Below are 14,961 nucleotides of genomic sequence, written 5' to 3'. Positions count from 1 at the left end.
GAAGTACCTCATGAGCCAACTAGCTACTGCAACTTTATTGATTAAATGCCAAGACCGCGCAGGCATTGTGCAAGCTGTATCCGAATTTTTTTATCGTTATGGCGCCAATATTATCAGCCTTGACCAATACTCGACTGAGCCCGAAGGCGGTCAATATTTTATGCGCCTTGAAATGGCTATCAATGATTTGGACAATATCATCGATAATATGAAAGGCAGTTTTGAACATACCGTCGCTCGCATCTATCAAATGGAGTGGAAACTATTTGACAATAGTAAACGTAAAAAAGTGGCGATTTTGGTGTCCAAATATGACCATGCACTCCTTGATTTGCTGTGGCGCTGGCAACAAGGACAACTAGATTGTGAAATTACCTGTGTCGTTAGTAATCATCATGATTTGCGCCAAGCAGTAGAAAATTTTGGTGTGCCATTTCATCACGTAGCTGTGAGCAAAGACAATAAAGTAGAAGCAGAAGCCGAGATTCAAGCATTGGTGCAAGATTGTGATCTGTTGGTGCTGGCGCGCTATATGCAGATTTTATCCGCTGAATTTACCGCAGCTTGGCACATGAAAATTATCAATATTCACCACTCATTCTTGCCAGCCTTTGTCGGCGCCGATCCATACCGCCAAGCCTATGAAAAAGGCGTCAAACTGATTGGTGCCACCGCGCATTATGTCACAGCCGACCTAGACCAAGGACCAATTATTGAGCAAGACGTGCACCGTGTCAGCCATCGCCACCATGTGGCAGAATTGCGGGCGATTGGGCAAGATGTCGAGCGTAGCGTGCTGACCCGTGCCGTGCGTTGGCATCTACAAAACCGGGTGATTGTCACAGGCAATAAAACGGTGGTATTTAACTAATTTTTCATCCGTTATTTGTTGTCATTGCAACTTATATTGTTATTAGGGCGTAGGTTTTACGCCCTTCTCATTATTATAAAAATAATCTACCTGTGGTAGTCCTATGCCGTTATCAAAGTCGCCAGCGCCACCATCCAATTCTCATTTGACTCACTATAAAACCTTAGGCTTACTGCTCACCTTATATTTGGCTCAAGGCTTGCCCGCAGGATTTATCACCCAAGCCTTGCCAGCGATTTTACGTGAATACAAAGTCTCACTGGTTGCCATTGGTTGGTCAGGGCTGATTTTGGTACCTTGGGGGCTTAAATTCCTGTGGGCTACTGTCGTGGACGGCTACTATTCACAAAAAATCGGACGCGCCAAAAGCTGGATTTTGCCGATGCAAGGGTTGTCGATTGTCATCCTGATTGCGGTGGCATTTTTTGAACCGCATAATTTGGCACAAACCCCTTCGGTGATGACATTGTACGGGATGTTATTTACCTTAAGTCTCATTGGTGCGACACACGATGTGGCGACGGATGGGCTAGCAACGCGTTTGCTTAAAGCGGCTATGGCGCCCAAAGAACCGCTGACCCATGATATGCCTGCGCCTGATTCGGTGAATCAAACGACCAATCACCATCATCGTCAAAGCCAAGGCAATGCCGTACAAGTCATCGGCTATCGGCTGGGACTTATTGTCGGTGGCGGTGTTTTACTGATGCTGCTCGAGCAATGGGGCTGGCGCAACAGTTTCCTTGCCATGGCGGCTTTGGTGGCAATGAATACAGTGCCCATTGTGTTTTTTAAAGAGCACACCGACACCCCGGTTGAATCTTCCAAAAAACAAGTACAGGCAGCAAAATCTGGTAGTTTTAAGGCGCTAAAAAATTACCTTAGCCACCATTATCAGTATTTTTGGTCATCGCGGGAGATGCTGGCTTGGCTAGGGGTGTTATTGACCTATAAAATTGCTGATGGTATTTCAAGCGGTATGGTCAAACCGATGATGGTCGATGTCGGACTCAACTTGCAGCAAATTGGCTTTTGGGCAACTATTTTGGGTTCGGCGGCCTCAGTCGCTGGGGCAGGGGTCGCCACAATTTTGATGAAACGACTCACTCGCTTTAGGTCACTGCTATATTTTAATCTTGCCCAAGCGCTGACCACAGGGTTGTACGGCTTGGTCGCTTATGGGTTTTATCATCAATTTTTGACTGATTTTTTGTGGCTATATGCCGTCAATGCGCTGGAGCATTTTTGTGCATCGTTGGCGCTGATTGCGATGCTCACGACCATTATGCATTATTCACGCCCTGCCAATGCAGGGAGTGATTTTACCGTGCAGGTTTGTCTGTTGACGGTGTTGGGCGGCTCAGCCCATTTTGCCAGCGGCTATATGGCGCATTTTTTGGGTTATCAATGGCATTTTTTGGTCAGTATGCTTATTGGCTTTTTTTGCCTCGCACCAATAATTTACTGGCATAAATTACAAAATAATGAGAAATAATTTCATTTTTAATTGAATTTTGATATTTTTGACCATATTATCTATTTATATGATAAATTGGAAAATATAGATAAAGCGGAGGGGATATGGCAAAAACATTTTGGCTGAACCAAAAATTTAATATCAATTTACCCATTTGGACGTTATTGTCACCAAGTATTGCCGCTTTAGTGCTTGCGGTGCATTTGATTTGGCATCCCTCGGGTATCATCATGAATACCGTGACGGCAATTTTTTTGATGGGGTCAGTTTTTGCTGCCGTGCATCATGCTGAGGTGATTGCTCACAAAGTGGGTGAGCCTTTTGGTACGTTGGTTTTGGCATTGGCGGTCACTGTGATTGAAGTGGCACTTATTTTGGCACTCATGAGTAGTAGCACACCCACCGATGCCGCGGTGCTTGCCCGTGATACGGTATTTGCAGCAGTGATGCTGATTTGTAACGGGATTATTGGTATTTGTCTGTTAATTGGGGGTATCAAAAATTATGTACAGCGTTATAGTTTGCATGGCAGTAAAGCAGCAATTAGTGTGTTATTGGCGATTGCATTAATCGTATTTATTTTACCCAATTTTACCACCTCTGCCGCAGGCGGTTTTATGATTGGCGCTCAGCTGCTGTTTGTAGCGATTTGCTGTTTGATTTTGTATGCCGCATTTATCTTTACCCAAACCATTCGTCACCGAGATTATTTTATTGCTGATGGGCAAGAAGACCTACATAACAGTGATAATGCGTTAACCACGGCGATGAGTGTGGGATTTTTGTTTTTCAGTTTGGTGACGGTCGTAGGTCTTGCTAAGATGTTGTCGCCCACCATGGAAGCGGCGCTGCTCGCGATGGGTATGCCAAAAATTGTGCTAGGGATTATTATTGCTGCTTTGGTACTGTTGCCTGAATCTATTGCCGCGGTAAAAGCTGCCTACAACGACCAGCTGCAAAACAGTTTAAATTTGGCGTTAGGCTCGGCTTTGGCGTCTATTTCGTTGACAATTCCTGTTATTGCGCTTTATTCAATCTTCACAGCAACGCCCGTCATGTTTGGGTTGTCTGCCAAAGAAGGGCTAATGCTGGTCATTACGCTCATGATAACCATCAATACTTTAAGTACCGGGCGTACCACTTTTTTACATGGCATTATCCATTTGGTCATGTTAGCCACTTTTGTGTTTTTCTCCATTATCCCCTAAAGGAATAAATGGCATAGAAAATTGGCGTAATAAATAAATGAAAAGACTACTTGCAATCAGTAACATTCCTTTACTAAATACTTATGCTCATCGATTTAAGTTTTTGCTAATCTAGAGGGCAACTAGAATAACCCCATCATTAACACAATTATCGTTGTAGTGATTTGAGGTCGTTCTAGTCATTTGAGGTATTGAAACGGTCATTTAGGAGTTTCAACAAACCAGACATTAAAAATCGCACATTAAAATATTACAACATAAGGAAAAACAAATGGGACTATTTAGTTTTGCAAAAGACATCGGTGATAAAATCTTTCATCGTAACAAAGACGCTGCGCCAGCATCGACACCTGCATCAAACGTCGCACCAACCGCAGCGCCTGCCGCCTCTACTGAGCCATCTGCCCAAGAGATTGCGAACTTATTGATTCAGCGCATCCAACAAAATGCCAAAATTGACAATCTATCAGTCAACTATGACGGTAATAATGACAAAGTAATCATTAATGGTTCTGCTGCTAACCAAGCAGAGCGCGAGAAAGCCATTTTAGCGGCAGGTAATGTACAGTATGTTGCACAAGTGGAAGACAATATCACGGTTGCGACGCAAGAGCCAGAATCTCGTATGTACACGGTCAAGTCAGGCGATACGCTGTCAAAAATTTCAAAAGAAGTGTATGGCGATACCAACCAATACAATAAAATCTTTGAAGCCAACAAACCATTATTATCTGACCCAAACAAAATCTATCCAGGTCAAGTGCTTCGTATTCCAGCTTAATTTTTACCAAAAGCCTGATAAACAACCAGTGACCCCTGTCGCTGGTTTTTTTATAAAAAAATTTGCATATCGACAAATAAAGTTTTATAGTATGCCGATTATTCATTAGTTTTGATAATATATCAAACTGTGAATGCACCCAAACTTTTATTTCAGTTTTGTTTTGGCATTCTGATGTTAGTACCATCGCCAAAACCGCCACCCTAGCAAAAGGGGAAAAGGAGACACATGATGTCCGTACTTACTCACAACGTAAAACGTCTAAACAACACTGTTGATGTGTCTGCCGTCTGTTTTAACTAATTAAAATTTGGTTTTGTAACAGCGTATATGCCATACGCTCTACTACCGATTTTGATTTATCAAACCCAAAGCATCACCATCAATAGTAACTGACTGAGAATAAAGCGAATATTGGCTTTTGATTGTGTTTATTGTGATGGTAATAATTTGGGTTTTTTGTTGTCTAAAATTTCCCTATTTTCCCATGTCCCTATTTTTACATGTCACAGAAATCGTCAGATAGCTAAAACGCACCTTGCGACAACAGACTTTTTCAGAGCAGTTAGTTTTTCAAACGCATTTATGTGTGTCAGTCTTGTTTGCCAGTCATGTTAAACGATTGGATGGCGTCTTATTGTTTAAATTTACTTATTAAAGTTATTTCAAAAAATTTTAATTATCATTTATTGGTCTAAATTTGCTACGCTAAAAATGTTAAGGGCGTGTGAATTTAGCATTCAAACAGAAAAAATATATGAGTATTCAATTAGTATTAAATAAATCTGCGCAACATGGCGTACCTGTCAAAGTATTTACCAAAGATATTGAACAAGAAGCCATCCAGCAGTTACGTAATCTTGCCCAGCTTGAATTTGTACATCATCACATTGCAGTGATGCCTGATGTGCATGTGGGCAAGGGTGCGACTGTGGGTAGTGTGATTCCGACTAAAGACGCGATTATCCCTGCGGCGGTGGGTGTGGATATCGGCTGCGGCATGAACGCGGTGCGACTGTCGCTCAAAGCCCACCAATTGCCCGATAACCTGGCTAAAATCCGTACAGCGATTGAAGCCAAAGTTCCTGTCGGTTTTAACCAGCACCAAGCCATTACGGTGAAAATGACTACGCTTGACCCGCTTGCCAAACGCTTAAAGCGCATCACCGATAAGCACAAGGGGCTGCTCAAAATGCTGCGCAACTTTGAGCGAACTTGGGCAAAACAGCTCGGTACGCTGGGCGGTGGCAATCATTTTATTGAGCTGTGTATCGATGAAAATGAGGATATCTGGGTGATGCTGCATTCGGGCAGTCGCGGCATTGGCAACTGTATTGGTGAGTATTTTATTACCTTTGCCAAAAAAGAACAGCAAAGCCGCTTTGGGCATGTGCCTGACCGTGATTTGGCGTATTTTGCCCAAGGCTCCCATAGTTTCGACGATTACCTCGAGGCAGTGCAATGGGGGCAGGATTATGCGTTGGAAAATCGCCGCGAGATGATGCGACTCATTGTCAGTGTGCTACAGCGTGAGTTACCGCATTTTACCTTGACTCGCGAGGCGATTAATTGCCATCACAATTATGTCAGCCAAGAACACCACTATGGTGAGGATGTGTACGTCACCCGTAAAGGGGCAATTTCTGCTTTCGAGGGTGAGCTTGGTATTATACCTGGCTCGATGGGGGCAAAATCCTATATCGTCAAAGGCAAAGGCAATAGCGAGTCGCTGTGTTCCTGTTCGCATGGGGCAGGGCGACGCATGAGCCGTGGCAAAGCGATTCGGCATTTTAACCTTGATGACCTAAGAGCACAGACGGCGGGCGTGGAGTGCCGTAAAGACAAGGGCGTGATGGATGAAATTCCAGAGGCGTATAAAGATATTGATGCGGTAATGGCGAATCAGTCGGCGCTTGTCGAAGTCGTGCATACGCTTAAACAAGTCATGTGTATTAAAGGATAAACTATGAAAAACCAAAAACAATTAATCAAATTGGGTGAGCGATTGGAGAAAAATCCGTCAATCGCTCAATCCAATTTGGCTGTTAAACCCCGTAATTACTTGGCGTTAAATCCGCTTTTGCAAAAAGGCGGACTGCATGAAAAAGACGATGTCGAAATCGCCCGCAAAAAACAACGCAGGCAGACCAAGCAGGATTTGCGAAAACAAGTTTGGCGACAAGAATCGTAATAACCAAACACCCCAGATTTTGGGGTGTTTAGTTGAAGCCTATACAATATAAACTTATTCAAATACCACATCCGCCCCATCAGCTATCGTACCATACAGACTTAGCGCATCCCAATTGGTCAAACGCACACAACCGTGTGATTTTTGTGCGCTGATTAACTCAGGCTCAGGCGAGCCATGAATGCCAAAGCTTCTTTTTGAAAGTCCAATCCAAGCGCGCCCCACAGGGTTGTTGGGTCCTGGTGGTAGCCACTTTTCTTTGGAAGAAAAATCAGTATTATAGGTGGGGTTTAATACCCGATTTTTAACTTTTAAACTGCCAGACGGTGAGGGGGTGTAGTTGGAACCCACGGTTGTTGGGTAGCTTGCAACGAGCTCACCACTAGCAGCATAGGCGTATAGAATGTTTTTCTTTTTATCGCTCACAACCTTGGTCACTTCCGTCATATTGGGCTGATAAGGATTGTAGACAGTGATAATGTTACCCGCTTTGAGTGGCGTGGTGGGGTTTAATCGACTTACCAATTTTTGGCTCATATGGAATTTTTCAGCTACCGCTTCACGCGCCGATTTGTATTGCATGTCTTTAGGCGCTTTGGTAATCACCAAATCATCGCGCGTTAGCTGATAATTGATAAAAATCGGCTGCTTATTTAACGTCTCGTTGCTGGTTAACGCCGCCCAGGTGGCTTCATCCATCGTGGTGGTTACGGGCAGATTGTGCTTTTGCTGAAAAATCTGCATCGCTTTGATGGTATTTTTATTCATTATCCCTGTCAGCGCACCCACACTATGCCCATGCCAGTTAAGCAGTGCTTGGGTCTTAAATACCAGCAGTTCATCAGGCTTAATGAATACTTGTTTTGATGGTAACGCGTCTTTGTTAGCCACGGATGACGGATTGTCATTAGCCGATTGTTTGAGCGCAGCATAGTCAATAGTTGATTGAAAACCCGTCACAGATGGGGTCGCTGAAGCAGGCGGGGTTGATGCGGCTTGTGACGCGACTACCGCAGAGGCAGGCATAGCTTTTAATTCAATAGCGCCTGTGGGTGACCAACTCACTTGGTTTACTTGCTGGGCAACCATCGGTAAATTATCAGTAGTGTAGGCAATCTCTGGCAAGGCTTGTTTCAGTCGTTGCTGCACCAAGCTTGTGCCAATAAACTGTTGACTGACATTGGCTTTTAGCGTTGGGGCAGGCGAAGAGGCAGCGACACTTGCGGTTGTACTGGCTACAGTACTAGCTGTGGTACTTGCTGTCGCAACTGTGGGTGCATCCATCGCTTGATTGGGTGACTGTTGACAGGCAGATAAACTGATAGCAAGCAAGATACTTGTAAAGCAAGGTAATATTTTATGATAAGAAGACATAGTCATTGAATTTTAAGAAAAATTTAGCAAGTGAGGATGGGATGAAAGGTCATCGAGGTTTCAGAGAAACGATAATGGCATACTATAGCAAAACTCGGTTAAAGATAAGCAGGATTTTACAAATTTTTCAAAAAAATGTTGGCAAAAATGTCGTAAAAAAAGGCAGGTTAGACGGGCTAACACTACCTTTAACGCACGATAAAAACTAGGATAATCAAAGATTATAAGTTAGCGATGACCGCATCACCCATGTCTGAGCAAGAAACCAGCGTGGTGCCTTGTTCAAAGATATCGCCTGTGCGTAACCCTTGCTGTAATACTTTTTGCACTGCTTGCTCAACTTGTGTGGCACGGGCTTCATCATTGAGGCTATAACGTAACAGCATCGCCAATGACAAAATGGTTGCCAATGGGTTGGCTTTATTTTGACCTGCAATATCAGGGGCAGAGCCATGCGATGGTTCATATAGCCCTTTGCCTGTGTCATTTAAGCTTGCTGATGGTAGCATACCAATAGAGCCAGTCAGCATCGAGGCTTGATCGGATAAAATATCGCCAAAAATATTGCCAGTGGCAATCACATCAAACTGTTTTGGGGCTTTGACCAGCTGCATCGCTGCATTGTCGACATACATGTGAGTCAATTCAACATCTGGGTATTGGGCAGCGACTTCGGTGAAAATCTGCTTCCAAAACTCTGTGGTCTCGAGTACGTTGGCTTTATCAACTGAGCAGAGTTTTTTACCGCGTTTTTGCGCTGCTTCAAAAGCGACTTTGGCAATACGGCGAATTTCTGATTCGCTGTATTTCATGGTGTTGTAGCCTTCTTTCTCGCCGTTTTCAAGCGTGCGAATACCGCGTGGTTCACCAAAATAAATATCACCGGTGAGCTCACGGACAATCAAAATATCTAAGCCAGATACCACCTCAGGTTTTAAAGTTGAGGCATTGGCAAGCTCTGGATAAAGAATGGCTGGGCGAAGATTGGCAAATAGATTTAAGTCTTTACGAATCGCCAGTAATCCACGCTCAGGGCGCACTGAGCGTTCAAGGTTGTCATACTGTGGGCCGCCGACAGCACCGAGCAATACCGCATCAGCCTTGCGGCACAGGGTTTGGGTAGCTTCTGGATAGGGTGAGCCATACGCATCATACGCTGAGCCACCTAACAGCCCATACTCATAGTCGGCGTCTAAGCCTTGCTCGATTAATTTGTCCAATACTTTGACAGCTTGTCCAATGATTTCAGGACCAATACCATCACCTTGTAATACGGCGATTTGTTTTGTCATGTTACTTCCTTCACGTTAATACACAACTTTTTGCTGACAACGCAGCTTTTAAAATTTTGTTAGTTTCTAAAAAATAATTGAATCAGGGGTTATTGAATGACGCTTTTTTGAGAGGCGCTTTTTGCGTGACGCTCTAAGGCACATCTATAAAGCCACTTTTACAAATTCATTCGATAGAGCACCTTGCTGATTGGGTTTTTTACACCATTGATTGGTAAGTTTGGCATTTTCATACAAATCAATACACAGTGGCGTTGGGGCAGATTGTGCTAGTAAACTATAATCGGTCTTTTGAATTTGGCGGTAGGCTTTAAGCTCATAGCGTTTACCGCTTTCAAAACGATGGATGAAACTAAAACTTTCAACCGTCGTCAAATCCTCATCCAAATAAAAACGGGTGGCAACCATGTGCTGACCACTGGGAAAACTTACCAAATAATTTGGTATAGTAGACTTGCTCTGCGGCTTACTCATCAAAGGGGTGACGGTCACTGGGCTAGTCACTGAGCTATGGTTGCCAAGTGTAGCGCTAGGGGTGTGAGTCGATTGATTGATAATTGACAACGTGCCAATACGATTGATTTCACAAGCATAAATACCGGTACATTTTAGTGTGCTTTTGCCTGCAGCAATCGCTTGCGGCGCTGTTACCACTGGGGCTTTGGGACGTGCGCTTGGCTGCTTTGTCATTGATTGACAGCCAGATAGCGCCACTGCCGAACAAATCGCAATGGCTACAACAGGCAAACAGTCAGAGTGAAAAAAGCGCTTCGTAAACATCATGGTCGTTATTCCCTCAAATCAAAAAAAGCAATTAAAAAATTGCAGTAACAGGGTGCCTGCCATAGTTAGACGATGATTTTCATGGCGGGTGATGCCATGATTTAAACACAGTCATAGGCACGCTAAAATGTGACTAACATAACCAATATCCCAACCTTTGTCAAAAAATGCCTTTTTTATACGCGGCTTATACGCAGATTGGGATAGATGATGGATAAGCTCTCAATGATAAATCATCAATGATGAAGCGCTACTGACATTGTAAATTTACCTAACCAAGCAGCACTTTAAGCCGCGCCTGTGCCAAATACCCAAGGGCGTGATTGTTTGGCGTTCTCTTCATACGCTTTGATACTATCAGCTTGCTGTAATGTCAGACCAATATCGTCTAAACCGTTGAGCAGGCAGTGCTTACGGAATTCATCGACGTCAAACGCATAGCTTTTACCTGAGGGTGAAATCACTTGCTGTTTTTCTAAATCCACGGTTAATTGATAGCCATCTTGGGCAAAACATTCGGCAAACAATTCACTGACTGCATCTTCACTTAAAATCACTGGCAACATGCCGTTTTTAAAGCAGTTGTTGTAGAAAATATCGGCAAAACTTGGCGCAATCACCGTACGAAAACCGTATTCTTCGAGCGCCCAAGGGGCATGCTCACGGCTTGAACCACAGCCAAAGTTTTTACGCGCAAGCAAAATGTTAGCACCTTGATAACGGGGCTGATTCAAAATAAAATCAGGGTTAATAGGGCGTTTGCTATTGTCTTGACCAGGATAGCCTTCGTCCAAATAACGCCATTCATCAAATAAATTGGCACCAAACCCTGTGCGTTTGATAGATTTCAAAAACTGTTTTGGAATGATTTGGTCAGTGTCCACGTTTGAGCGGTCTAGTGGGCAGACGATGCCCTGCTCAAGGGTATATTTTTTCATAGTTCTACCTTAATAATTTCTCACGTCAACAAAATGACCGGCTAATGCGGCAGCGGCGGCCATCGCAGGGCTGACCAAATGGGTGCGTCCGCCATTGCCTTGACGACCTTCAAAGTTACGATTGGAGGTGCTGGCGCAATGTTCTTTTGGCTGCAATTTATCCGCGTTCATGGCGAGGCACATCGAGCAGCCTGGCTCCCGCCATTCAAAACCCGCTGCAGTAAAGATTTTATCTAGGCCTTCGCTTTCTGCTTGTTGTTTAACCAACCCAGAACCAGCTACCACAATCGCTTCTTTGACGCTATCTGCGACTCTGCGACCTTTGATAACAGCCGCCGCCGCGCGAATATCTTCAATGCGTGAGTTGGTACAAGAGCCGATAAACACCCGATCGACTTTGATGTCAGTGACCGGTTGACCCGCCGTCAAACCCATATACTCATAGGCGCGTGTCCAAGCCTCTTTTTGGACGTCATCTTTTGCCGCATCTAGGGTAGGGACGTGTGCGCTGATATCCACCACCATCTCAGGGGATGTGCCCCAAGATACTTGGGGTGCGATGTCCGCGCCTGCCATCTCAATGACGGTATCAAACACCGCATCGGCATCTGAGTGTAGGGTTTGCCAGTAAGCCACGGCTTTATCCCACATTTCACCGGTAGGCGCATAGGGACGACCTTTGACGTATTCAATGGTAGTGTCATCAACGGCTACCATACCAACGCGCGCGCCCGCTTCAATCGCCATATTACACACGGTCATACGTCCTTCCATGCTCATGTCACGGAACACATCGCCTGCAAATTCAATGGCGTAGCCTGTCCCGCCCGCGGTGCCGATTTTTGCAATAATCGCTAGTACCACGTCTTTTGGGGTGACACCTTCACCCAATTTACCATCGACTTTGATAAGCATATTTTTCATCTTGGTTTGCACAAGACACTGCGTTGCCAATACATGCTCAACTTCACTGGTACCGATGCCGTGGGCAAGACAGCCTAATGCACCATGGGTTGCGGTATGTGAGTCGCCACACACCACGGTCATCCCAGGTAACACTAAACCTTGTTCTGGACCTACCACATGCACAATGCCTTGGCGCACGTCATTGATGGTAAATTCCGTGATGTTAAATTTGGCACAGTTTTCATCGAGTGTGGCTACTTGCAGGCGAGAGACGTCATCTTTAATGCCTGCCACCCCTTCTTTACGTTCGCTCGCCACCGTCGGGACATTATGGTCAGGAGTGGCGACGTTTGCTGACAAACGCCAAGGGTCACGATTTGCCAATGACAAGCCTTCAAATGCTTGTGGGCTCGTGACTTCGTGTAATAAATGACGGTCGATATAGATAAGACTAGAACCGTCGTCTCGTTGATTGACTAAGTGGTCTTGCCAAAGTTTATCATAAAGCGTTTGCGCTGCCATGACACATATCCTATGGTTTTTTTATAAAAGGGCGTAGTAATCGGGTAAACAATAACGCCATTATAACAAAGAAAAATGATAATTTTAATTGATGATTTTTATATTTTATAAAAATTTTAGGAATGTATTGGGCGATTAAATAAATTGTATTTGTACATACGTTGTCTTATAATCTTATTTAATGTATTTTTTAAAGAATGAAACTTTTATTTATATCAAATGGTAGAGTTTTAGTTTTGGGGGAAAGATGAATACCACAAATTTAAATACTTTTTTAGCGGTTATGCAAACAGGTAGTATCTCGCAGGCGGCTGATAAATTATTTATTACACAGCCTGCAGTGAGTAAGCGTATCAAAAACTTAGAAGACGAATTTGATGTAACCCTTTTTGATACCGTGGGTCGTGGTATTATCCCAACCCAAGCGGCGCATGACTTGATACCCCATGCCAAACGCTGGCTAGATGATTACGATAATCTAAAAATTAATCTTAAAAACCGCCAGCAAACGGTATCAGGCAAACTGATTATCGGTACCAGTCATCATATTGGCTTACATCATCTGCCAGCTGTCCTCAAACAATTTATCCAAAGCTATCCTGCGGTACAGCTTGAAGTGCACTTTGTCGATTCTGAGCAAGCGCATAAAGCAGTCCTTGATGGCGACTTGTCATTGGCTTTTTTAACGCTACCTCCTGTGTATGATAAACGTCTAAATTATCATATGCTATGGTCAGATCCGCTGCATTTTGTGACCGGCATTTTATCGCCACTGGCGCATAAAATGAACGTGACGCTTGAGCAATTGGCCAACTATCCAGCGATTTTACCCGCTGCCAATACCTTTACCAGCCAAATCACTTTAGCTGAATTTGCCAAATATAACTTAAAACCGTATGCCACGATGAGCACCAATCCGCTGGAGTCAATTCGTATGTTGGTATCGGTTGGGTTAGGCTGGTCGGTGTTACCGCAAACCTTAGTCAATCAAGATTTACAGCCGATTAATATGGATACCCCCGTTGAGTTGCAACGCTATTTGGGTTTGGTCACCAACCCCAATATTACGGTATCTGCAAGCATGGCAGCCTTGCTTGACATGCTAGGATTAGAGATGGATGGTAAACATCGCGATTGATTAATGGTTCGACATAAAAAAAGCCTATCGATGTGATAGGCTTTTTTTATGGGACTTACTTCTTCTGATAAGTTAAACGCAGCCCGTAAATCCAAGCATCGTTGTTTTGGAAATCCCCCACTAAGTCGCCATTGGGGATTTTTGATTTGGCATCGCCAAACATCAAGTATTTCACGCCTGCCGACACGGCGACTTCGGGTGTAACATTGTATTTGGCGCCTAGACCCACATTCCAATGACCTTCCACAGGTCCTAAGGTGGTGGTGGGATCACCCGCGCCGCTATCCCAACCCACTGAGCCTGACACCGCCCATTGGTTATTTAATTTTTTACCCAAGCCCACTTCTGCTGCCCAGCCATCATCTGAGTAATCAATCAAGTTTAAACCATTGGGGTATAGGGGTTTAAAATCCGCACCCACGGCTTTTTTGGTCGTTGCATTATACAGAGGTGGTTTGATTGAAAAATCACTCCAAGGTACCCAGCGCAGTTTTGCGGTCAATAGGGTGGTTGGGTTTAGACCTGTTTGAAAGTCAACATTCACGGATTTTGGGGTAGTGATGGTCATGTCATAAGTGCCTGATTCGCCAGTTGCAGGCATGTATTCATACGCTACGGTGTCATGATCAATTTCAGAGCGATAAGTCAATGCCGCTTTAAGCGCAATCTCAGGTTTGCTATAGGCTAAACCTGCCATCCAACCATAACCATTCGATTGGGCAAAGATACCATCATAACCTTGGGTAGAATTGTAGGCTGTACCGCGTAAATGCACTTCACCTTCTAATTTTTGTAATACCGGCCCGCCATATACTTGCCAATTATTTTTTTCGCCAAATTTGACCCCCACCAAACCCGTGAAATTTTTACTATCAACAGAGACGTTGGTACCTTCGTTGGGATGCTGAGCGATATTGCTTGCTAGATTGTAGACTGCCCCTGCTTGCTGTGCGGTTTTAACCGCGGTAGCCGCGTCATACTTGAGTGTTTGGTTGGTTGGATCTGCTTGGTAAGCAGTAGCAGCGGTTTTTGCAGCTGTGGCGGCGGCTAGCGCCGCTTGTCCTGCACCAGCAACCTGCTGCGGGCTGACTATACCATTGACAAAGTTGTTATTACCTTTAAATTCGACATCCGCGCCCCACGGCTGGTCAAAAAACACGCCCACACTGATTTTATCGTTGATGTCTGCTTTTGCCCCATAATTGATAAAATTATAGTTTAGCGCCATGTTGTTAGTATCGCGACCTTCTTCGTACGTGCTTGGCGAAGGGGTGGTGGCCGCATTGTCTTTGCCAGTAATCGATGGGTCAATGGTGATTCGTTCGATGTAAGCAAAAGTGCCATCTTGCGTAAACCCCCAACTTGGCTGAGTTGAGCGGTCGAGCCCTGCGGCTTGGGCAGCGCTAGCAAATGAAATGCTGGCAATAGCGAGTGTTAAGGATTGCAATCTTAATGACATGAAATACTCCCTTTTACATGG

General features: G+C 44.4%; 13 protein-coding genes. 7 read left to right on the top strand and 6 right to left on the bottom strand.

All coding sequences use genetic code 11. From position 1 onward, the window contains the following. The first annotated feature begins 10 nt into the window (after nt 1–10). From purU to LAJ61_RS01425, 6 genes are all read left to right on the top strand, one after another. Nucleotides 11–871, top strand: coding sequence for a formyltetrahydrofolate deformylase (gene purU / locus LAJ61_RS01450; RefSeq protein WP_224054200.1), 861 nt, complete (start codon nt 11–13; stop codon nt 869–871). Between the two features lie 103 nt (nt 872–974). Next, nucleotides 975–2,366 (top strand): MFS transporter, encoded by a 1,392-nt coding sequence (locus LAJ61_RS01445; protein WP_224054199.1) that lies wholly within the window; start codon nt 975–977, stop codon nt 2,364–2,366. Nucleotides 2,367–2,452: 86 nt separating this feature from the next. Then, entirely contained in the window at nt 2,453–3,556 is a 1,104-nt protein-coding gene (locus tag LAJ61_RS01440; protein ID WP_224054198.1) for a calcium:cation antiporter, read from the top strand. 271 nt (nt 3,557–3,827) lie between these two features. Further along, on the top strand, nt 3,828–4,337 hold the full coding sequence (gene lysM / locus LAJ61_RS01435; RefSeq protein WP_224054197.1) for a peptidoglycan-binding protein LysM: 510 nt from the start codon (nt 3,828–3,830) through the stop codon (nt 4,335–4,337). 757 nt (nt 4,338–5,094) lie between these two features. Next, nucleotides 5,095–6,300, top strand: a complete 1,206-nt coding sequence (locus tag LAJ61_RS01430; RefSeq protein ID WP_224054196.1) for an RtcB family protein — start codon at nt 5,095–5,097, stop codon at nt 6,298–6,300. Nucleotides 6,301–6,303: 3 nt separating this feature from the next. Next, nucleotides 6,304–6,528, top strand: coding sequence for a hypothetical protein (locus LAJ61_RS01425; RefSeq protein ID WP_099834211.1), 225 nt, complete (start codon nt 6,304–6,306; stop codon nt 6,526–6,528). A 54-nt stretch (nt 6,529–6,582) separates the two neighbouring features. Here LAJ61_RS01425 and LAJ61_RS01420 read toward each other — a convergent pair whose 3' ends face one another. The 5 genes from LAJ61_RS01420 to leuC form a co-directional block, all read right to left on the bottom strand. After that, on the bottom strand, nt 6,583–7,902 hold the full coding sequence (locus tag LAJ61_RS01420) for a L,D-transpeptidase family protein (protein ID WP_224054195.1): 1,320 nt from the start codon (nt 7,900–7,902) through the stop codon (nt 6,583–6,585). Between the two features lie 221 nt (nt 7,903–8,123). Continuing rightward, the gene (leuB, locus tag LAJ61_RS01415) at nt 8,124–9,194 is read right to left on the bottom strand and encodes a 3-isopropylmalate dehydrogenase (RefSeq protein WP_224054194.1); all 1,071 of its coding nucleotides are present in this window, start codon (nt 9,192–9,194) and stop codon (nt 8,124–8,126) included. A gap of 144 nt (nt 9,195–9,338) precedes the next feature. Next, entirely contained in the window at nt 9,339–9,977 is a 639-nt protein-coding gene (locus tag LAJ61_RS01410; protein WP_224054193.1) for a hypothetical protein, read from the bottom strand. A 287-nt stretch (nt 9,978–10,264) separates the two neighbouring features. Beyond that, nucleotides 10,265–10,915 carry a 3-isopropylmalate dehydratase small subunit gene (gene leuD, locus LAJ61_RS01405; RefSeq protein ID WP_007114912.1) on the bottom strand — a complete coding sequence of 217 codons (651 nt, stop codon included), beginning with the start codon at nt 10,913–10,915 and terminating at the stop codon, nt 10,265–10,267. A 9-nt stretch (nt 10,916–10,924) separates the two neighbouring features. Next, a complete protein-coding gene (gene leuC / locus LAJ61_RS01400) occupies nt 10,925–12,343 on the bottom strand; it encodes a 3-isopropylmalate dehydratase large subunit (protein WP_099808268.1) in 1,419 nt (472 codons plus the stop codon). 247 nt (nt 12,344–12,590) lie between these two features. Here leuC and LAJ61_RS01395 point away from each other — a divergent pair, with 247 nt between their 5' ends. Further along, a complete protein-coding gene (locus LAJ61_RS01395; protein WP_060994372.1) occupies nt 12,591–13,481 on the top strand; it encodes a LysR family transcriptional regulator in 891 nt (296 codons plus the stop codon). A gap of 55 nt (nt 13,482–13,536) precedes the next feature. Here the strand turns inward: LAJ61_RS01395 and LAJ61_RS01390 are convergent, their stop codons facing one another. Next, nucleotides 13,537–14,940, bottom strand: coding sequence for an outer membrane protein transport protein (locus LAJ61_RS01390; RefSeq protein WP_224054192.1), 1,404 nt, complete (start codon nt 14,938–14,940; stop codon nt 13,537–13,539). Nucleotides 14,941–14,961 lie beyond the last annotated feature (21 nt).

Origin of the sequence: Faucicola osloensis (genome assembly GCF_020041925.1) — a bacterium.
In the GTDB taxonomy this organism is placed as follows: Bacteria; Pseudomonadota; Gammaproteobacteria; order Pseudomonadales; family Moraxellaceae; genus Faucicola; species Faucicola osloensis_D.
The sequence above is the reverse complement of the archived record's forward strand: the minus strand, read 5'-3'. Positions and strand labels throughout refer to the sequence as shown.

Coding starts and splice junctions, on each gene's coding strand:
- purU (WP_224054200.1), top strand. CDS start 11: ATGAGCCAACTAGCTACTGCAACTTTATTGATTAAATGCCAAGACCGC.
- LAJ61_RS01445 (WP_224054199.1), top strand. CDS start 975: ATGCCGTTATCAAAGTCGCCAGCGCCACCATCCAATTCTCATTTGACT.
- LAJ61_RS01440 (WP_224054198.1), top strand. CDS start 2,453: ATGGCAAAAACATTTTGGCTGAACCAAAAATTTAATATCAATTTACCC.
- lysM (WP_224054197.1), top strand. CDS start 3,828: ATGGGACTATTTAGTTTTGCAAAAGACATCGGTGATAAAATCTTTCAT.
- LAJ61_RS01430 (WP_224054196.1), top strand. CDS start 5,095: ATGAGTATTCAATTAGTATTAAATAAATCTGCGCAACATGGCGTACCT.
- LAJ61_RS01425 (WP_099834211.1), top strand. CDS start 6,304: ATGAAAAACCAAAAACAATTAATCAAATTGGGTGAGCGATTGGAGAAA.
- LAJ61_RS01420 (WP_224054195.1), bottom strand. CDS start 7,902: ATGTCTTCTTATCATAAAATATTACCTTGCTTTACAAGTATCTTGCTT.
- leuB (WP_224054194.1), bottom strand. CDS start 9,194: ATGACAAAACAAATCGCCGTATTACAAGGTGATGGTATTGGTCCTGAA.
- LAJ61_RS01410 (WP_224054193.1), bottom strand. CDS start 9,977: ATGATGTTTACGAAGCGCTTTTTTCACTCTGACTGTTTGCCTGTTGTA.
- leuD (WP_007114912.1), bottom strand. CDS start 10,915: ATGAAAAAATATACCCTTGAGCAGGGCATCGTCTGCCCACTAGACCGC.
- leuC (WP_099808268.1), bottom strand. CDS start 12,343: ATGGCAGCGCAAACGCTTTATGATAAACTTTGGCAAGACCACTTAGTC.
- LAJ61_RS01395 (WP_060994372.1), top strand. CDS start 12,591: ATGAATACCACAAATTTAAATACTTTTTTAGCGGTTATGCAAACAGGT.
- LAJ61_RS01390 (WP_224054192.1), bottom strand. CDS start 14,940: ATGTCATTAAGATTGCAATCCTTAACACTCGCTATTGCCAGCATTTCA.